This is a genomic window from Streptomyces lincolnensis, assembly GCF_021173675.1.
Taxonomy (GTDB): Bacteria; Actinomycetota; Actinomycetes; order Streptomycetales; family Streptomycetaceae; genus Streptomyces; species Streptomyces lincolnensis_B.
This window is the reverse complement of sequence record NZ_JAIHON010000015.1, coordinates 204965-222694: the sequence shown is the minus strand read 5'-3', so window position 1 is coordinate 222694 and position 17730 is coordinate 204965. Positions and strand designations below refer to the sequence as shown.

The window sequence follows — 17730 nt, the reverse complement described above, 5'->3', positions numbered from 1 at the left end:
CCGCCGACCGGGCAGACGTCAGCCGAGGTCGATCTCCGGGTACAGCGGGAAGCCGGCCACGAGGTCGGTGGCGCGGCGGGAGATCTCGTCCGCGATCTTCGGGTCGAGGACGTGCTGTGCCTTGGACGGGGCGCCCTTGCTGGTGGTGCCCGCCTCCGTGGTGGTGAGGACGCGGTCGATGAGGCCCGCGACCTCGTCCATCTCGGCGGTGCCGAGACCACGGGTGGTCAGGGCGGGGGTGCCGATGCGGATGCCGGAGGTGTACCAGGCGCCGTTCGGGTCGGACGGGATGGCGTTGCGGTTGGTGACGATGCCCGAGTCGAGCAGCGCGGCCTCGGCCTGGCGGCCGGTGAGGCCGTATGAGGTGGCGACGTCGATCAGGTTGAGGTGGTTGTCGGTGCCGCCGGTGACGAGGGTGGCGCCGCGCCGCATCAGGCCCTCGGCGAGGGCGCGGGAGTTGTCGACGATGCGCTGGGCGTAGTCCTGGAAGGACGGCTGCCGGGCCTCGGCCAGCGCGACCGCCTTGGCGGCCATCACGTGCGGGAGCGGGCCGCCGAGAACCATCGGGCAGCCGCGGTCGACCTGGTCCTTCAGGGAGTCGTCGCACAGCACCATGCCGCCGCGCGGTCCGCGCAGCGACTTGTGGGTGGTCGTGGTGACGATCTGGGCGTGCGGGACCGGGTCGAAGTCGCCGGTCAGCACCTTGCCGGCGACCAGTCCGGCGAAGTGCGCCATGTCCACCATGAGGGTCGCCCCGACCTCGTCGGCGATCTCGCGCATGATGCGGAAGTTCACCAGACGGGGGTAGGCGGAGTAGCCGGCGACGATGATCAGCGGCTTGAACTCGCGGGCGGTGGCGCGCAGCGCCTCGTAGTCGAGGAGGCCGGTGGCGGAGTCGGTGCCGTAGGAGCGCTGGTCGAACATCTTGCCGGAGATGTTCGGCCGGAAGCCGTGGGTGAGGTGGCCGCCGGCGTCCAGGGACATGCCGAGCATGCGCTGGTTGCCGAAGGCCTGGCGGAGCTCGGCCCAGTCGGCCTCGGAGAGGTCGTTGACCTGGCGGGCGCCGGCCTTCTCCAGGGCGGGGACCTCGACGCGCTGGGCGAGGACCGACCAGAAGGCGACGAGGTTGGCGTCGATGCCGGAGTGCGGCTGGACGTAGGCGTGGCGGGCGCCGAAGAGTTCCCTGGCGTGCTCGGCGGCGAGGGCCTCGACGGTGTCGACGTTGCGGCAGCCGGCGTAGAAGCGGCGGCCGACGGTGCCCTCGGCGTACTTGTCGCTGAACCAGTTGCCCATGGCCAGGAGGGTGGCCGGGGAGGCGTAGTTCTCGGAGGCGATCAGCTTGAGCATCTCGCGCTGGTCGGCGACCTCCTGGCCGATGGCGTCGGCGACGCGCGGCTCGACGGCGCGGATCACGTCGAGGGCCGCGCGGAAGGCGGTGGACTCGGGAGAGAGGGGCTGCTGTTCTGACATGGCGGCCTCCGGGCTGCGTGGCTTGAAACGGTCACGGTTCACGGTTCGGCCCAGGCGCACGGCACTTGGTCACACTCGCAGGCCGCTCCCCGATGGTCCGTCCCATCCCAGCGCGCCAGTCACGGCCTGACAGCCAGCCTACCGGGCACGCCTGGAGGCCAAGTCGTGGCGTCCACCATGCGAGCGACGGCGGGGCGGCCGGGCCGTCCGGGGCCGGGCCCGCGGGCCCAGCGCGGCCGTGGCGGCTCGCGACCGGGCCCGCGGGCTCGGACGACGGGTCAGAACAGCTCGTCGGAGAAGCGGTCGATCTGGTCGGGGTCCGAGTCCCAGCAGTAGAGAACGACCTCTTCGGCGCCGATGTCGAGCAGGGCGCCGATCGCCTCGCGGATCTGGCGGGGTGCGGTGAGGAGCCCCTTCTCCATGTAGTCGACGCGGTCGGTGAACGCGTAGTAGTCGCGGAGGTTGCGGCGGGCGCGCTCCACGGTGGTCTGCGGGCCGAGGACGACGTTCAGCTGGGCGACCAGACGCGGATGGCCGGGGCGGTCGTGCCGCTGCCAGATCTCCTCGACCCTGCGGAACAGGCCGGACATGTGCTGGGGCGGCAGCGCGGCGCCGAGGAAGCCGTCGCCGAAGCGGCCGACCCGTTCGAGCGCGGCCGGGGCGAAGCCGCCGAACAGGATCTCCGGGCCGCCGCACCGGAAGGGGGCGGGGCCGATGGGGCCGATGCCGGCGGCCTCGTCGTAGGGCTTGCCGGACCAGGTGCGGTGCAGCAGGGTCATCTGCTCGTCGAGGCGGCGGCCTCGGCCGCGGAGGGCGATACCCGCGGCGCGGCAGTCGTCCTCACGCCCGCCGACGCCGATGCCGAGGGTGAGACGGCCGCCCGAGAGGCGGTCGAGGGTCGCGGTCTGCTTGGCGAGCAGAGCGGTGTTGTGGTGGGGAGCGAGCAGCACCTCGGTCTGGACGCGGATGCGGGAGGTGGCGCCGGCGAGGGTCGCGAGGGCGATGAGCGGCTCGGGGTTGTCGTAGACGAGCCGGTCGAGCAGGCCGAGGGTGCTGAAGGGGCCCGTGTCGGCGCGCCGGGCCCAGGTCAGCAGCCGGGCGGGGTCGTCGATGGGAAGGCCGAGGCCGATGTTCATGGGGAGAGTCCTCCGGAGGGCGTACGAGATCCGCCGGTCGGCCGGATCAGGTGCCGCCCCTCCATGGCGTCGCGCGCTGTGCGCGGGCCTGCTCCCGTTCTGCGGCGTCGGTTCCAGAGAGCGTGTTCGTCAGAGTGCGAGGAAGGTAACGCGGCCTGCCGGGACGGGACAACCGGTTTTGGGAGGGGCCTCCTGCCGTGTCGTCTCTCGGTGCGGGCGTCAGAGGATCACGTGCGGCAGGAACCGCGCGTACTCGTCCGTGATCAGACCGGAGGACTCGCGGATGCCGAGGCCGGCCGCCTCGTCCTCGACGACCCAGGCGCCGAGGACGACTCGGTTGCCGTCGAAGTCGGGAAGGGGCGCCAGCTCCTGGTAGCAGCAGGGTTCGTCGCGGATCACGGGTTCGGTGTCCGGGGCGTGCGGCTCGTGCACGGTGACGCCCGCGCCCTCCCTGCCCAGCAGGGGCTTGGCGACGTAGCCGGTGGTCGTCGCCAGTTCGCGGGGGCCGTCGAGGTAGGCGGGGAGGAGGTTGGGGTGGCCGGGGTGGAGTTCCCAGAGGATGGCCAGGAGGGCCTTGTTGCTGAGGAGCATCTTCCAGGCGGGCTCGATCCACATCGTGCTGCCGGTGCCGCCACCGTTGTCGAGGGTGTCGAGGACGTGGGCGGCGAAGCGGTCGGCGGTGAGCCACTCCCAGGGGTAGAGCTTGAAGCAGCTGCGGATGAAGCGGAGCCGGTTGTCGACGAAGCGGCCGGAGAGGGGGTCCCAGCCGATCTCCTCCATGGAGATCCAGTCGGTGTCCAGGCCCGCCTGCTCGGCGGTCTCCTTGAGGTAGGCGACCGTCATGAGGTCCTCACCGAGCACGTCGGCGGAGGAGTGCGCGAAGTAGAGCGGGCTGCCGGGCGGGAGGAGGCCGGCCTGCTTCTTCCAGGCAGCGACCAGGCGTTCGTGGAGGGAGTTCCACTGGTCGGCGCCGGGGAAGCGCTCCTCCATCCAGAACCACTGGGGCGAGGCGGCCTCGACCAGGGAGGTGGGGGTATCGGCGTTGTACTCCAGGAGCTTCGCGGGGCCGGTGCCGTCGTGGCGGAGGTCGAACCGGCCGTAGAGGGAGGGCAGTTCGGCGCGGCGGTGCCAGGCCTCGGCGACCGCCTCGGCCACGCGCGGATCGGTGATGCCCAGGTCGGCGAAGCGGTCGGCCGTGACGATGTGGTCCGCCGCCGCCAGGCACATGCGGTGGAGTTCCTCGACGACCTCCTCCAGGGCTTCCACCTCGGGGAGCGTGAAGGCGTAGTACGCGCTCTCGTCCCAGTAGGGGCGCAGGGAGTCGTCGGGGTAGCGGGTGAGCGGGTAGATGAGCCCCTGTCCCTCGACGGTCTGCTGCCAGCCGGGGCGGGGCTCGATGGTGTGGCGTTCCATGCGGGGTTTTCCTGAACCGTTTCCGAGAAATGGTCGGTCGCCGGACTCGTCCGCGGAGTCGGCGGCGGACTCGTCGGTCAGCCGCCGGAGCTCTTGCCGCTGCCGCCGCCGCTGCCACCGCCGTCACCGTCGCCGCCGAAGCCGCCGCGGTCGATCCCGCCGCTGCCACCGCTGCTGCTCGAACTGCCGGACCCCTTGCCCGACCCCTTGCCGGACTTCTTGGTGAAGGAGCCGCCCTGGACCCAGCCGCTCTTCTTCTTGCCGCCGTAGTAATAGGAGCCGTGGACCTTGGTGCCGGACTTGCAGTTCTTGTCGGCGACGACCTCGTAGCCCTTGCCGGCGGTGTAGCTGTCGCGGTCGACGCACCGCTTGTCGGGGTCGGAGGAGCAGGCCGTCAGAGCCATGGCGAGGAGGCCGACGCCGCCGAGGGCGACCGTTCCCGAGCGAAGTTGCCGACGTGCGTCCGCCATGTTCTGTCTCCCCGTTGATCGGATTCCCGGGCGTCAGTAGCCCTACGGATGTGCATCTCCGCCGGTCAGCCTAGAGATCGGTAAGAGGGTGTGCGCAGGCGGGCCGCCCCTGCCCTCCTCCCCTACAGTCGCTTCGTGCTCTTTGGAATGGTGTGCGCGCTTGGTGCCGCGGTCTGCTTCGGTACGGCGACGGTGTTGCAGGCGATGGCGGCGCGGGCGGCGGACACCGGTGCGGGCGGCGAGGCGGCGCTGTTCCTGCGGGCGGTCCGGCAATGGCGGTATCTGGCCGGACTGGCGCTGGACGGGCTGGGGTTCGTGTTCCAGGTGGCCGCGCTGCGGTCGGTTCCGATCTACGCGGTGGGCGCGGCGCTGGCGTCGAGCCTGGCGGTGACGGCGGTCGTCGCGGCCCGGCTGCTGCGGGTCCGGCTGCGCGGGAGCGAGTGGGGCGCGGTCGGGGTGGTGTGCGCCGGGCTGGCGATGCTCGGCGTGGCGTCGGGAGCGGAGGGCGACCGGAGCGGACCGGCCTGGCTGGGGTACGTGATGCTGGCCGTCGCCGTGGCGGTGTTGCTGCTCGGGCTGGGCGGCGGGCTGCTGCCGGAGCGGGGGCGGGCGCTGCTGCTCGGGCTGGGGGCCGGGTTCGGGTTCGGGGTGGTGGAGGTGGCGGTACGGCTGATCGACTCGCTCGCGCCGTCGGACCTGGTAGCCGACCCGGCGGTGTACGCGCTGCTCCTGGGTGGCGGGGCCGCGTTCCTCTCGCTGACCTCGGCCCTCCAGCGGGGATCGGTGACCACCGCCACGGCGGGACTGGTCATCGGCGAGACCATCGGGCCCGCGCTGGTGGGGGTGGTGTGGCTGGGCGACCGTACCCGGGACGGGCTGGCGTGGCTCGCCGTGCTGGGGTTCCTGGTGGGCGTGGCGGGGGCGCTGGCATTGGCACGGTTCGGTGAGGCACCGCGGGAGCGGTCGCCGGCCGACCCGGGGGTTTCCCCGGGGCCTTCCCGGAGGACCGGGGTCTGACCGGCTTCCTAGTGTTCGGCGTACCGGTCGGAGAGCCGGCCGGTACACCACAGGGGGTAGTCATGGGACCGAACGACGCTCAGATCGTGCGGGTGTTCAGCCGGGAGCCGGGTGCGGCCATCGCGGACACCACGCTGAATCCGCAGAAGGACGGCGAGATCGTCCTGGAGGCCGAGGCGGGCAGGACCCTGCACGCGCAGCAGGGCGCGTACCGGGTGACGCTCGTCGTGCGCGATGTCAGCGACGGCAGTGTGATTCCCGTCGTCGGGTCCGGCGAGGTGAAGGGGCAGTTCGAACAGAACGGACAGGGATGGGAGAAGCCCTCGCAACCGTTCACGTTCACGCTGAGCAGCAACGTGCTCAGTCAGCACGCGGGCCACCTCGCGCAGGCCTACGGGTCGGTCCTGTACACCTCCACCGAGCCGGGGGCGACCTTCGCCGTCAGCCCGATGTTCATGATCCTTCCGTAGGGGTCCCCGCGCGGACCGGCCCCACCAGGGCCACGAGTTCCACCCGTGACCGTATGCCGAGCTTGGCGTAGGCATGGCTCAGGTGGTATTCGACGGTCTTCGCGCTGAGCACCAGCTCGCGGGCGATCTGGCGGTTGGTCAGCCCGGTCGCCGCGAGTTGGGCGACGGCGTACTCCTGGGGCGTGAGGTGTTCCCGCGACCGCGGGAGAGCCGCGGGGGCGGTGGTGCTGTCGGGGGTGGCGCCGCAGGCGGTCAGTTCCCGGTCGCAGTGCCGCAGATAGGGGACGGCGCCGAGCCGAGCGAAGCGGGCGCGGGCCGCCCGCAGGTGTTCCAGGGCCGGGCCGCGGCGGCCGGCGCGGCGCAGGAAGGCGCCGAAGTCGAGCTCGGTACGGGCCTGTTCGAGGGGCAGGCCGACGCGGGCGGCGCGGTCGAGGGCCTCGGCGAAGGCGTCCCGGGCGGACTTCGGGTCGCGGCGGGCGGCGTACAGGGTGCCGCGGGTCCGGCAGACGGACGCCAGGGTCGAGGCGCGCGAGCGGCGCAGGGCCCGCCGTTCCAGGGCGTCCAGCACCTCCTCGGCCTCGTCGAGCCGGCCGGTGGCGACCAGAGCGTCGGCCAGCAGGTCACGCCAGGGCACAACGCCCGGCTCGGCGGTGAAGTCCAGGTCCTCGTGGGCGAGGAGGGTGCGCAGCAGGGTCACCGCGGTCGCCGGGTCGCCGCGGACGAAGGCCAGGTGGGCGGAGCCGTAGGTCACGAAGACCTCCACCATCGCGGACTCCTGGACCACCGGATGCTCGCGTGCGAGGGTCACATGCCGCTCGGCCCTCTCGAACTCGCCCCGGGCGGCGAACAGGAGCGCGGCCTCGGCGTGCACGACGGGGGCGATCCAGCCCTGGCCGAGGTCGACGGCGACCGAGGAGGCCGTCTCCCAGTGCAGCGCCGCCAGGTCCCACGCACCGCGGAGAAACTCGGTCTTCGCCAGGATCGTCAAGGAGATCACCCGCAGCGGCACAGGCCCCCGACGGGCGAGTTCCACGGCCCGCTCCAGGTCGGGGCGGGCCCGGGTCGGACGGTCGGTGTACAGGTACAGGGCGCCTCGGCCCATGAGGAGTTCGATGTCCTCGGGTCCCACGAGCGCGGCGTCGGGGAGCTCGTCGGCCAGCTGAAATGCCTCCTCGAAGGCGCCCAGTTGGCCGAGTGCGGCGAGGTGGATGAAGCGCAGGGTGCCGCCGGAGCGGGCGCGGCCGCCGTCGTGGCGGGCCGGTGCGGCCCACTGGCACACCTGGGTGGCGTGGCCGCCCAGCATGTGGACCATCACCTGCTGTTCCGCGATCCGCGCGTCGAGCCCGGGGTCCGCCCCGGGGGTGCGCAGCCGCCATGCCTCGTCCAGCAGGGTCCGGGCCTGCGTGATGTGTCCGGCGAGCAGGGCGAGGTGGCCGCGGGCGCAGCACCGTACGGCGTCGTCGGTCGCGTCGGGGAGCGCGGCGGCGACGGCGGCGGCCTCTTCCTCCCGGCCGTCGAACAGGTAGGCCTCGACGGCCTCGCAGTCGAGGCGGCCCCGCTCCCGGGGGTGGGAGGCAAGCCGGGCCGCGTGGCGCAGGAGGGGGGCGGCCTCCACCCAGCGGCCGACGGTGCCGCGCCGCCGGGCACAGTCGGCGAGTTCGGCGGACAGCGCGTCGTCGGGGCCGTGGGCGGCGAGCGCGCGGTGGTGCAGCCGGGTGAACTCGTCGTCCTCGGTCCGGGCGGCCCGGAGGTGCAGTGCGGTGCGCAGCACGGGGCCGAGCCCGTGGTAGACGGCCGCGCGGACCAGGGGGTGGGGGAACGCGATGGCGGTCGCCGTGTGGTGCGGGGCCTCTTGGAGCAGCCCGTGGGTCAGGGCCTCGGCGAGGGTGGGCAGCGGGTCGGCGATCTCGGCGAGGCGGGCGGCGCGGGCCAGGGTGCAGTGGGTGCCGAGGACGGCCGCGGCCCGGACCAGCTCACGGGCGGCCGGTCCGCAGCGGGCGAGCCGGTCCAGGACGAAGGAGGTGTACGACCGCGGGGCGGGCAGGGTGGCGCCGGTGGAGCGGAGCGCGGTGGCCGGTACCTCCTCCAGGAGGGCCCGGCAGTGCAGCGGGTTGCCCCGGGTGTGGGTGTGCAGGCGCCGGGCGGCGGCCGGTGGCAGCGGTTCGGTGAGGAAGCGGGCGCTGAGCCCCACCAGGTCGGCGGTCGCGAGCCCGGCCAGGCGCAGTCGTACGGCGGTGTCGTCGGTGAGGATCCGGCGCAGTCCGCCGGGCAGCCGCGGGTCGTGGACCTCGCGCAGGGCGAGCAGGACGAGGACGCGGTCGGCGCGCAGGCGGCGCAGGGCGAAGGTCAGGGCGTGCAGCGAGGGTATGTCGGCCCAGTGCGCGTCGTCGACGACCAGCACGACGGGTTCGTCGCGCTGCAACTCGCCCAGGGGTTCGAGGAGTTCGGCGCCGGCGGTGAGAGGGTCGCTGAGCATCGGGCGGCCAGGCGCGGGGACGGGGGCGGGAACCGGCGAGTGGGTTCGGCCCGTGCCCAGGAGCTGGCTCAGGACGCCGTACGGGAGGTCCGTCTCGTTCTCCTCGCCGGCCGCGGTCAGGACGTGGCCGCGGGCGGTGGTGGTGACGAAGTGCCGGACGAGAGCCGTCTTGCCGATACCGGCGGGGCCTTCGACCAGGACCAGCCTCGGACGGCCCGTGGACGCCTCCTCGTAGAGGCGGCGCAGTGTGGCGAGTTCGTCGGTGCGTCCCAGGAACACCGTCCCGTCGCCGCGTCCCTCGGGCATGGCAGCGTCCGTCACAGCCCCTCCCCCGCACCTTGGCTCCGGTCCAGGATCCAGGCCGCCGACGAGGGGACGTGGTGAATGCCGCGGAATTACGCCAATGGGCCGGGGTTTCTACGGCACTTGCGGTGGCCGGGGTCCGCCCCGGCTGGACGTGGGAGTGTCGGGGGCTCCCCCCAACTCCCACACGCATACAGCACCCCCCGCCTCCCCTCACGGCAACACCCTGCACAGCGCCTCCAACGCCCCCGCCCACGCACTGTCCGGTGGGGTGCCGTAGCCCACGACGAGGGCGTCCGTCGGGTCGGCGGCGGCCGAGGCGTGGCGGAAGTAGGAGAGGCCGTGGAGGGCCAGGCCCTGCCAGGCGGCCGCTTGGATCACGGTCTGCTCGGTGCCGGGCGGGAGGCGGAGGACGGCGTGCAGGCCGGCGGCGATTCCCGTGACGTGCACCTCGGGGGCGCGGGTGGCGAGGGCGGTGACGAGGGCGTCCCGGCGGCGGCGGTAGCGGAGTCGGGAGGCGCGGACGTGGCGGTCGTAGGCGCCGGAGGTGAGGAACTCGGCCAGGGTCAGCTGGTCGGGCACCCCGCAGGTCTCGCCACCTCCCTTGGCGTCCGTCGCCGCCTCCACCAGTCCGGGCGGAAGCACCATCCAGGCCAGTCGCAGGCCGGGGGCGAGGGACTTGCTCGCGGTGCCCAGATAGGCGACGCGGTCGGGGTCCAGCCCCTGGAGGGCGCCGACGGGCTGGCGGTCGTAGCGGAACTCACCGTCGTAGTCGTCCTCCAGGACCAGCCCACCGGTGCGTCGGGCCCAGTCCACGAGGGCCGCCCGCCGGTCGCGGTGCAGGGGGAGGCCCATCGGGAACTGGTGGGCGGGGGTGAGCAGGACGGCTCCCTCGTCCGTCAGCCCGGCCACGTTCGTGCCGAGGTCGTCGAACGGCAGGGGTGAGGTGCGCAGCCCCGCCGCGGTCAGTTGCTGTTCGTGGAAGGTGAGGCCGTACGACTCGACGGCGACGGCCCGTGTCCCGCGTGCGTGCAGGATCGTGCCGAGGATGCGCAGGCCGTGGCGGAAGCCGGAGACGACGAGGATCCGGTCGGGGTCGGTGCGGACGCCGCGGGCGCGGGCGAGGTAGCCGGCGAGGGCGGTGCGCAGTTCGACGCGGCCGCGCGGATCGCCGTAGCCGAAGGCTTCGTTGGGGGCGGCGGTGAGGGCGCGGCGGGCGGCCTTGAGCCATGCGGCGCGGGGGAAGGCGGCGAGGTCGGGGGTGCCGGGGCGCAGGTCGTAGGTGGGGTGCGCGCTGTTCCGGTGGGCACGGGGTGTGCCGGACGGGGGGACGACCACGCGTTCCGCGACGCGTGTGCCCGAGCCCTGGCGGGCGGTGAGCCAGCCCTCGGCGACCAGGTCGGCGTAGGCGTCGGCGACGGTGTTGCGGGCGATCCCGAGGTCGACGGCGAGTGCGCGGGAGGACGGCAGACGGGTGCCGGGGGCGAGCCGGCCGGAGCGGACCGCCTCGCGCAGGGCGTCGGTCAGGCCCCGGCGCAGGCCGGGTCCGGTCGGCTCCAGGTGCAGGTCGACGCCCAAAGTGGCCCAGGATCTCGCCATGGGAATGGACCATACCCCTGGGCTGCCTCACTCCTAGGGTCGAGGGCATGACGACACACACCGATGACCCGACGACCGTGGAGTACACCGCCGAACGGCCCGCGCGGCTGGACTGGGCCCGGCACGCGCCCGAGGTCTACAAGGCGATGGTCCGGCTGGAGACCGCCGCCCGGAAGAGCATCGACCACACGCTGTACGAGCTGGTGAAGATCCGCGCCTCCCAGATCAACCACTGCGCCTTCTGCATCGACATGCACACCAAGGACGCCCTCGCGTCCGGCGAGAGCGTCGAGCGGATCGTGCAGCTCAGCGCCTGGGACGAGTCGCGGCACTTCTACACCGCCAAGGAGCTCGCGGCGCTGGAGCTGACGGAGGCCGTGACGGTGTTGACCGACGGGTTCGTGCCCGACGAGGTCTATGAGAACGCGGCGAAGCACTTCGACGAGGCCGAGCTGTCCGCCGTCATCGCCGCGATCGCGGTGATCAACGCCTGGAACCGGTTCGGGGTGACCTGCCGGATGGCGCCGGGGCACTACCAGCCGGGGCAGCACGCGTGACGGCGCGTACCCGGCTGTTGGACGGGGCGGTCGCGCAGGCCATGTCCGCCCTCAGCGGCGCCGCGAAGAAGGGCCTGGGCGATCCCGCGCTCGCCGAGCTGGTGGTGATCCGGGCCTCGCAGCTCAACCACTGCGCGTTCTGCCTCGACATGCATCTCGCGATCGCCCGCGAGCACGGGGTGAGCGAGAGGCAGCTCGATCTGCTGAGCGCCTGGGAGGAGGCGGAGGGCGTCTACGACGAGCGGGAGCGGGCCGCGCTCGCGCTGACGGAGGCGGTGACCGTCCTGACGGAGGGGTTCGTGCCGGACGCGGTGTACGAACGGGCCGCCAAGCACTTCGACGAGGGGCAACTCGCCCATCTCGTCGGTCTGATCGCCGCCATCAACAACTGGAACCGGGTGATGGTCGCCCGCCGGATCCCGCCGGGGGGACACCAGCCGTGACCGAGGTAGAGATCTTCCGCGCCCTGCACAGGGGCCGTACCCCGGACAACCCCCTTGTCCTGCCCGGCCCTTGGGACGCGGCCAGCGCGCGGGCCCTGGTGGAGGCCGGGTTCCCCGCGCTCGCGACGCCCAGCGCGGGGGTCGCCGCCTCGCTCGGGTACGAGGACGGGCAGACGCCGGCCGAGGAGATGTTCGCGGCGGTGGCGCGGATCGTGCGGGCCGTGGACGTGCCGGTGTCGGCGGATGTGGAGGGCGGGTACGGGCTCCCGCCGAAGGAGCTGGTCGAGCGGCTGCTGGAGGCGGGTGTCGTCGGCTGCAACCTGGAGGACTCCGTCGGGGGCGTTCTCAAGGACCCGCGCGAGCACGCGGACTGGCTCGCCGAGGTGCGGTACGCCGCCGGGGACCTGCTGTTCGTCAACGCCCGCGTGGACACCTTCGTGCGGGGCGTGACCGATCCCGAACGGGCCCTCGAGCGGGCCGCGTTGTACGTCGCCGCGGGCGCCGACTGCGTGTATCCGATCGGCGCCCCGACGACCGTACTGCCCCTGCTGCGGTCCGGGATCCAGGGGCCGCTCAACGTGTTCGCGGACCTCGACGGCGGCCCCTCGCCCACCGAACTCGGTGAACTCGGGGCCACGCGCGTCACGTTCGGGCCGGGGCTGCAACGGTGGGCCGCGGCGGCCGTGGGCCAGTTCGCCGGAGGGCTCGCACAGCCCGGTGCCGGACTCCTCGCACAGCCCGGGTCCGGACGGCTCGCACAGCCCGGAGGGTGATCAGGGCAGCCAGGCCTGCCAGGTGGACCTGTGGTTCTTGACCCACTTCTCGGCCGCGTCCTGCGGGGACATCTTCTTGTCGGCGATGTCGAGGGCGACCTCGTTCTGGTCGTCCTCGCTCCACTTGAAGTTCTTCAGGAAGGTGGCCGCCTTGCCGCCGTTCTCGGCGAAGTCGGCGTTGAGGTACTTCTGGAGCGGGGTGTGCGGGTAGGCGCACTTGACCTTCTCCGGGTCGGCGTCGCAGCCCTCCTTGTACGCGGGCAGCTTCACCTCCGTCATCGGCACCTTCTCGAACAGCCACTGCGGCTTGTACCAGTACGTCAGGAAGGGCTTGTTCTCCTTGGCGAACTGCTCGATCTGGGTGATCTGCGCCGCCTCGGAGCCCGCGAAGACGACCTTGTAGTCGAGGCCGAGGTTCTGCACGAGGGCCTTGTCGTTGGTGACGTACGACGGGGAGCCGTCCATCAGCTGGCCCTGGCCGCCGCTCTCGGCGGTGCGGAACTGCGAGGCGTACTTGTTGAGGTTCTTCCAGTCGGTGACGTCCGGGTGCTTCTTCGCGAAGTACGTCGGGACGAACCAGCCGATGTGGCCGGTCACGCCGAGGTCGCCGCCGGGCGTGATCGTCTTCTTGTCCTTGACGTAGCGCTGTTCCTGCTCGGGGTGGCCCCAGTCCTCCAGGATCGCGTCGACGCGGCCCTGGCTGAGGGCGTCCCAGGCCGGGACCTCGTCGATCTGGACCCGGTCGACCCGGTAGCCCAGCTCGTGCTTGAGCAGGTACTCGGCCACCGCCACGTCCGCCTGGGCGCCCACCCAGCTCTGCACGGAGAGCGTCACGGTCTTGGCGCCTCCCGCGTTGGCGTACGGGGACGCCTGCTTGGTCATGTCGGCGGCGCCGCACCCGGTCACGGTCAGCAACAGCAGCGAGCCCGCCAGGGCTGTCGTACGTCGTCGCATGTCACGCTCCCTTCGTCGGGCCGGCGCCATGGTCACGGCGGGTCGTGGGCTGGGTCACCCGGTCCAGCATCAGGCCGAGGCAGACGATGGCGACGCCGCCGACCATGCCGGTCGCCAGGTCGCCCTGGGCGATGCCGAACACCACGTCGTAGCCGAGCGCGCCTCCGCCGACCAGGGCGCCGATGACGACGACGGCGAGGACCAGGACGACGGCCTGGTTCAGGGCGAGCAGCAGCGCGGGGCGGGCCAGCGGGAGCTGGACCTGGCGCAGTTGCTGCCAGCTGGTGGCGCCGAGCGAGCGCGAGGCCTCCATCGCGGCGCCGTCGACCTGGCGCAGCCCCTGGGTGGTGATGCGGATGACGGCGGGCAGCGCGTAGATGACGGCCGCGGCGACCGCGGGGGCGCGGCCGATGCCGAAGAGGGCGACGACCGGGATCAGGTACACGAACTGCGGCATCGTCTGGAAGACGTCGAGCACGGGCCGCAGGAGCCGTTCGAGGCGGGTGCTCCGGGCGGTGGCGATGCCGATCGCGAAGCCGAGGACGACGGTGACGGCGACGGCCGCGAGGACCTGCGCGAGGGTGTCGAGGGACTTGTCCCAGACGCCCAGGACGCCGATCCCGGCCATGGCGAGGACGGCGGTCAGGGCGGTCTGCCAGGTGCCGATGGTCCAGGCGAGGGCCGCGACGACGAGCAGCACCGACCACCAGGGCAGGTCCTGGAGCCCGTCGCGGACCGGGTCGAGGACCCAGGTGGTGAAGTGCGCGGCCCAGTCGGCGGTGCCGCCGACGACGGGCACGCCGGTGTAGAGGTGGTCGACCATCCAGTCCTTGGCGGTGTTGACCGGCTCGACGATGTCGACGGTCCAGCTCGTCGGCCACTCCAGGCGGCCGGCGAACCGGGCGGCGAGCGCGACGGCGAGGGTCACGGCGGCGGCCAGGGACCAGCCGCGCCGACCGCGCAGCGGCGAGGTGTCCTCCTCGGCCTGAGCGCCCAGCCCCTCACCGGCGGCGCCCGTCACCCGGTCGAGGACCACGGCGAGCAGCACGATCGGGATGCCGGCCGCGAGGGCCGCGCCGACGTCCACGGTGCCGAGCGCCTGGTAGACGCGGTCACCGAGGCCGGCGCCGCCGATCATCGAGGCGATGACGGCCATGGACAGGGCCATCATGATCGTCTGGTTGAGGCCGAGCAGGAGTTCCTTGCGGGCCAGCGGGAGACGGGCCGAGAACAGACGCTGGCGGGCGGTGGTGCCGAGCGAGGTCACGGCCTCCAGCACTCCGCTGTCGGCGCCGCGCAGGCCGAGCGCGGTGAGCCGGGCCATCGGCGGGGCCGCGTACACGACGGTCGCGAGGACCGCGGCGGGCACGCCGACGCCGAAGATCAGGGCGACCGGCAGCAGGTAGGAGAAGGCCGGCAGGACCTGCATGGTGTCCAGGACCGGCCGCAGGATGCGGAAGACCCGGTCGCTGAGGCCGGCGGCGAGCCCCATGAGCATGCCGAGCACGACGGACGCGAGGACGGCCACGACCATCAGGGCCAGCGTCTGCATGGTCGGCACCCACATGCCGAGCAGCCCGCACACGCCGAACGAGACGGCCGTCAGGGCCGCGAGCCGCACGCCCGCGACCCGCCAGGCGACCAGCGCGGCACCGGCGACGACACCGGCCCAGCCGCCCGCGAGGAGCACCAGGTAGACGGCGCGCACCGAGATCACGATGGCGTTGGAGACGTGGCCCAGGAAGTGGGTGAACAGCCAGTGGCTGTCCCGGTTGTCGATGATCCAGTCGCTGGCCCTGCCGAGTGGCGAGGTCAGGTCGACGGTGAGGGCGTCCGGCCAGGCGCCGGAGGCCCACTGCGCGTTGGCGATCGGCACGAGCACGGCCGCGGCGACGGCGAGCAGCAGGAGCTTGGCGGCGACGCGGTGCCGGAGCAGGGCGCCGATTCCGGTGAGCCGTATGGGACCGGACGCGGTGGCGGTGGCCATCAGGCGACCACCTCGCCGGTGGTTTCCTTCCGGGGGCCTGCGGTGGTTCCCTTCCGGGGGCCGGTCACCCCGGCGACGACACCGAGCAGCCGCTCGTGGTCGACGACGCCCAGGCAGCGGCCGTCGTCCATGACGCGCACCGGGGAGCCGGTGCGGGCGACGGCCTCGATGGCCTCGGAGACGGTGGTGTCGGGGGCGACGGACGCGCCTCTGGTCGCCTCGCCGTCCTCGGCGGGCCGCATGGCGGTGCGCACGCTCATGACGTCGGCGCGCGGCACGTCACGGACGAAGTCGCGCACGTAGTCGTTGGCGGGCGAGCCGACGATCTCCTCGGGCGTGCCGAGCTGCACGATCTCGCCGTCGCGCATCAGGGCGATGCGGTCGCCCAGGCGCAGGGCCTCGCTGAGGTCGTGGGTGATGAAGACCATGGTGCGGCCCTCGTCGCGGTGCAGGCGGACGACCTCCTCCTGCATGTCGCGGCGGATCAGCGGGTCGAGGGCGCTGAACGGTTCGTCGAAGAGCAGGACCTCGGGGTCGACGGCGAGCGCGCGGGCCAGTCCGACGCGCTGCTGCTGGCCGCCGGAGAGCTGGCCGGGCTTGCGCTGCTCCATGCCCTCCAGGCCGACCTTCTTGACGACCTGGGCGGCCCGTTCGCGGCGTTCGGACCTGCCGACGCCCTGGATCTCCAGGCCGTAGGCGACGTTGTCGAGGACCGTGCGGTGCGGGAGCAGGCCGAAGTGCTGGAAGACCATGGAGGCGCGGTTCCGGCGCAGTTCGCGCAGCCGGGTCTTGTCCATGGCGAGCACGTCCTCGCCGTCGATCACGACGGCGCCGGAGGTCGGCTCGATCAGCCGGGTCAGACAGCGCACGAGGGTGGACTTGCCGGAGCCGGACAGGCCCATGACGACGAAGACCTCGCCCTTGCGCACGTCGAAGGAGACGTCCCGGACGGCGGCGGTGCAGCCGGTGCGTTCGCGCAGTTCGGTGGGGGCGAGCGCGGCGAGTTCGGGGTCGGCCGGGACGCGTTCCGCCTTGGGGCCGAAGACCTTCCACAGGCCCTGGACGGAGAAGACGGCGGTGTCCTCGGTCCTGTCCGCGCCCGGCGGCGTCAGTTCGGTGGTCGTACTCATCACGCATCGCCTCCGATCAGGTCGACAGCCTTCTCACCGACCATGAGCACTCCGATCATCGGGTTCACCGCGGTCATGGTCGGGAACACGGAGGCATCGGCGATCCGGATGCCGTCCAGGCCGCGGATCCTCAACTCCGGGTCCACGACGGCCATTTCGTCGTCGGCGGCGCCCATCTTGCAGGTGCCGGCCGGGTGGTAGACGGTGTGCGCGACCTTGCGGGCGTACTCGCTCAGCTCCTCGTCGCCCGTGACCTCGGGGCCGGGGGCCACCTCGCGCTTGAGCCAGCCGGCGAGCGGTTCGGCCTTGGCGATCTCGCGGGCGATGCGGATGCCGTCGACGAGGGTGCGGCCGTCGTGGTCGTCCTCGTCGGTGAAGTACCGGAAGTCCAGGGCCGGCTTGACCGACGGGTCGGCACTGGTCAGGTACAGCCGGCCGCGGCTCTTGGGCTTGGGGATGTTGGGGGTCATCGAGACACCGAACTCGGGCCGCTCGTAGCCCAGTCGCTCCGGATTGTCCGTGAACGGGATCTGGTAGAAGTGGAACATCAGGTCGGGCCCCGCGTGGTCGGGGTCACGCCGCACGAACAGGCCCGCGTCGGAGTCCATCGCGGAGTTCTCGGGGATGGGTCCGTGGGTCTCCCAGACGATCACCGACTCGGGGTGGTCGAGGAGGTTCTCGCCGACACCCGGCAGGTCGTGCACGACGGGGATGCCCAGCTCGGCGAGGTCCTCCTTCGGACCGATGCCCGAGTGCAGCAGCAGCCGGGGCGAGTCGACGGCGCCGGCGCACAGCAGGACCTCGCGCCGGGCCCGTACGACGAACTCCTCGCCGTCCTTGGCGCGTACGTGCACGCCCTCGGCGCGGGTGCCGTCGAGCTGGAGCTTGTACGCCCAGGTCTCCAGCAGGATCGTCAGGTTGGCCCGTTCGTCCATCACCGGGTGGAGGTAGGCCACGGACGCCGAGGAGCGCTTGTTGTTCTCCGGGTGGTAGGCGAGGTCGAAGAAGCCGACGCCGTCGTTGAACGGCTTCTTGTTGAAGCCCTCGATCCGGGGCACGTCCAGCGCCTTCTGGGCCGCGTCGACGAAGTCGCGGGCGATGGCGTTGCGGTCCTTCTCGTCGACGGCGACGATGTTGTTCTTCAGCCGGGCGAAGTACGCCTCCATCGGCACCGCGCCCCAGCCCCGGGCGCCGGCCGCCTCCCACTCGTCCCAGTCGGACGGCAGCGGCTTGAAGGCGATGAGGGTGTTGTGCGAGGAGCAGCCGCCGAGGACGCGGGCGCGGCTGTGCCGGATGTGGGAGTTGCCGCGTGGCTGCTCGGTGGTGGGGTAGTCGTAGTCCAGCTCGCCGCCGAGCAGGCCCATCCAGCGGCGCAGGGTCAGGACGTCGTCCCGGCCGACGTCGCTCGGGCCGCCCTCGATGACGGCGACGGTGACGTCGGGGTTCTCGGTGAGGCGGGAGGCGATGACGGAGCCGGCGGTGCCGCCGCCGACCACGACATAGTCGTATTCGTGCTCAGGCATGGGGGTACT

The 17730-nt window shown here is 72.6% G+C and carries 15 protein-coding genes and 1 riboswitch; of the genes, 5 read left to right on the top strand and 10 right to left on the bottom strand.

The features are described 5' to 3' along the window. Positions 1-18: 18 nt before the first annotated feature. The 4 genes from K4B79_RS37945 to K4B79_RS37930 all read right to left on the bottom strand — a co-directional run bounded on the left by K4B79_RS37945 (position 19) and on the right by K4B79_RS37930 (position 4489). A complete protein-coding gene (locus tag K4B79_RS37945; protein ID WP_232031960.1) occupies positions 19-1470 on the bottom strand; it encodes a glycine hydroxymethyltransferase in 1452 nt (483 codons plus the stop codon). Between the two features lie 41 nt (positions 1471-1511). Next, positions 1512-1603, bottom strand: a riboswitch (ZMP/ZTP riboswitch). 145 nt (positions 1604-1748) lie between these two features. Then, a complete protein-coding gene (locus K4B79_RS37940; protein ID WP_232031959.1) occupies positions 1749-2606 on the bottom strand; it encodes an LLM class flavin-dependent oxidoreductase in 858 nt (285 codons plus the stop codon). Between the two features lie 219 nt (positions 2607-2825). After that, positions 2826-4019, bottom strand: a complete 1194-nt coding sequence (locus K4B79_RS37935; RefSeq protein WP_232031958.1) for a glutathionylspermidine synthase family protein — start codon at positions 4017-4019, stop codon at positions 2826-2828. A 77-nt stretch (positions 4020-4096) separates the two neighbouring features. Then, positions 4097-4489 carry a hypothetical protein gene (locus K4B79_RS37930; RefSeq protein WP_232031957.1) on the bottom strand — a complete coding sequence of 131 codons (393 nt, stop codon included), beginning with the start codon at positions 4487-4489 and terminating at the stop codon, positions 4097-4099. Between the two features lie 147 nt (positions 4490-4636). On the opposite strand from K4B79_RS37930, the gene K4B79_RS37925 reads away from it, so the two are divergent. Then, a complete protein-coding gene (locus K4B79_RS37925; RefSeq protein WP_232031990.1) occupies positions 4637-5506 on the top strand; it encodes a hypothetical protein in 870 nt (289 codons plus the stop codon). Between the two features lie 62 nt (positions 5507-5568). Next, entirely contained in the window at positions 5569-5976 is a 408-nt protein-coding gene (locus K4B79_RS37920) for a hypothetical protein (RefSeq protein ID WP_232031956.1), read from the top strand. Here the strand turns inward: K4B79_RS37920 and K4B79_RS37915 are convergent. After that, on the bottom strand, positions 5960-8773 hold the full coding sequence (locus K4B79_RS37915; RefSeq protein WP_232031955.1) for a LuxR family transcriptional regulator: 2814 nt from the start codon (positions 8771-8773) through the stop codon (positions 5960-5962). The two genes, K4B79_RS37920 and K4B79_RS37915, sit on opposite strands and share 17 nt — an antisense overlap. Positions 8774-8968: 195 nt before the next feature. Beyond that, entirely contained in the window at positions 8969-10354 is a 1386-nt protein-coding gene (pdxR, locus tag K4B79_RS37910) for a MocR-like pyridoxine biosynthesis transcription factor PdxR (protein WP_232031954.1), read from the bottom strand. A gap of 47 nt (positions 10355-10401) precedes the next feature. Here pdxR and K4B79_RS37905 point away from each other — a divergent pair, with 47 nt between their 5' ends. The 3 genes from K4B79_RS37905 to K4B79_RS37895 are packed head-to-tail and all read left to right on the top strand — an operon-like array spanning position 10402 to position 12127. Next, the gene (locus K4B79_RS37905; RefSeq protein WP_232031953.1) at positions 10402-10911 is read left to right on the top strand and encodes a carboxymuconolactone decarboxylase family protein; all 510 of its coding nucleotides are present in this window, start codon (positions 10402-10404) and stop codon (positions 10909-10911) included. Further along, complete coding sequence (locus K4B79_RS37900) at positions 10908-11354, top strand: carboxymuconolactone decarboxylase family protein (RefSeq protein WP_232031952.1); 447 nt, start codon at positions 10908-10910, stop codon at positions 11352-11354. Before K4B79_RS37905 ends, K4B79_RS37900 begins: the two co-directional genes overlap by 4 nt. Beyond that, a complete protein-coding gene (locus K4B79_RS37895; RefSeq protein ID WP_232031951.1) occupies positions 11351-12127 on the top strand; it encodes an isocitrate lyase/PEP mutase family protein in 777 nt (258 codons plus the stop codon). The genes K4B79_RS37900 and K4B79_RS37895 overlap by 4 nt, the downstream gene beginning before the upstream one ends. Here K4B79_RS37895 and K4B79_RS37890 read toward each other — a convergent pair whose 3' ends face one another. The 4 genes from K4B79_RS37890 to K4B79_RS37875 are packed head-to-tail and all read right to left on the bottom strand — an operon-like array spanning position 12128 to position 17721. Further along, the gene (locus K4B79_RS37890; RefSeq protein WP_232031950.1) at positions 12128-13081 is read right to left on the bottom strand and encodes an ABC transporter substrate-binding protein; all 954 of its coding nucleotides are present in this window, start codon (positions 13079-13081) and stop codon (positions 12128-12130) included. Position 13082: 1 nt separating this feature from the next. Then, the gene (locus K4B79_RS37885) at positions 13083-15068 is read right to left on the bottom strand and encodes an ABC transporter permease (RefSeq protein ID WP_232031949.1); all 1986 of its coding nucleotides are present in this window, start codon (positions 15066-15068) and stop codon (positions 13083-13085) included. Continuing rightward, positions 15068-16198, bottom strand: coding sequence for a quaternary amine ABC transporter ATP-binding protein (locus tag K4B79_RS37880; protein WP_232031948.1), 1131 nt, complete (start codon positions 16196-16198; stop codon positions 15068-15070). The genes K4B79_RS37885 and K4B79_RS37880 overlap by 1 nt, the downstream gene beginning before the upstream one ends. Continuing rightward, entirely contained in the window at positions 16198-17721 is a 1524-nt protein-coding gene (locus K4B79_RS37875; RefSeq protein WP_232031947.1) for a GMC family oxidoreductase, read from the bottom strand. Before K4B79_RS37875 ends, K4B79_RS37880 begins: the two co-directional genes overlap by 1 nt. Positions 17722-17730 lie beyond the last annotated feature (9 nt).

Bases quoted from the DNA above. Each gene is read 5' to 3' on its own strand.
- K4B79_RS37930 (WP_232031957.1), bottom strand. From the start codon at position 4,489: ATGGCGGACGCACGTCGGCAACTTCGCTCGGGAACGGTCGCCCTCGGC.
- pdxR (WP_232031954.1), bottom strand. From the start codon at position 10,354: ATGGCGAGATCCTGGGCCACTTTGGGCGTCGACCTGCACCTGGAGCCG.
- K4B79_RS37940 (WP_232031959.1), bottom strand. From the start codon at position 2,606: ATGAACATCGGCCTCGGCCTTCCCATCGACGACCCCGCCCGGCTGCTG.
- K4B79_RS37885 (WP_232031949.1), bottom strand. From the start codon at position 15,068: ATGGCCACCGCCACCGCGTCCGGTCCCATACGGCTCACCGGAATCGGC.
- K4B79_RS37880 (WP_232031948.1), bottom strand. From the start codon at position 16,198: ATGAGTACGACCACCGAACTGACGCCGCCGGGCGCGGACAGGACCGAG.
- K4B79_RS37890 (WP_232031950.1), bottom strand. From the start codon at position 13,081: ATGCGACGACGTACGACAGCCCTGGCGGGCTCGCTGCTGTTGCTGACC.
- K4B79_RS37920 (WP_232031956.1), top strand. From the start codon at position 5,569: ATGGGACCGAACGACGCTCAGATCGTGCGGGTGTTCAGCCGGGAGCCG.
- K4B79_RS37905 (WP_232031953.1), top strand. From the start codon at position 10,402: ATGACGACACACACCGATGACCCGACGACCGTGGAGTACACCGCCGAA.
- K4B79_RS37945 (WP_232031960.1), bottom strand. From the start codon at position 1,470: ATGTCAGAACAGCAGCCCCTCTCTCCCGAGTCCACCGCCTTCCGCGCG.
- K4B79_RS37925 (WP_232031990.1), top strand. From the start codon at position 4,637: ATGGTGTGCGCGCTTGGTGCCGCGGTCTGCTTCGGTACGGCGACGGTG.
- K4B79_RS37875 (WP_232031947.1), bottom strand. From the start codon at position 17,721: ATGCCTGAGCACGAATACGACTATGTCGTGGTCGGCGGCGGCACCGCC.
- K4B79_RS37935 (WP_232031958.1), bottom strand. From the start codon at position 4,019: ATGGAACGCCACACCATCGAGCCCCGCCCCGGCTGGCAGCAGACCGTC.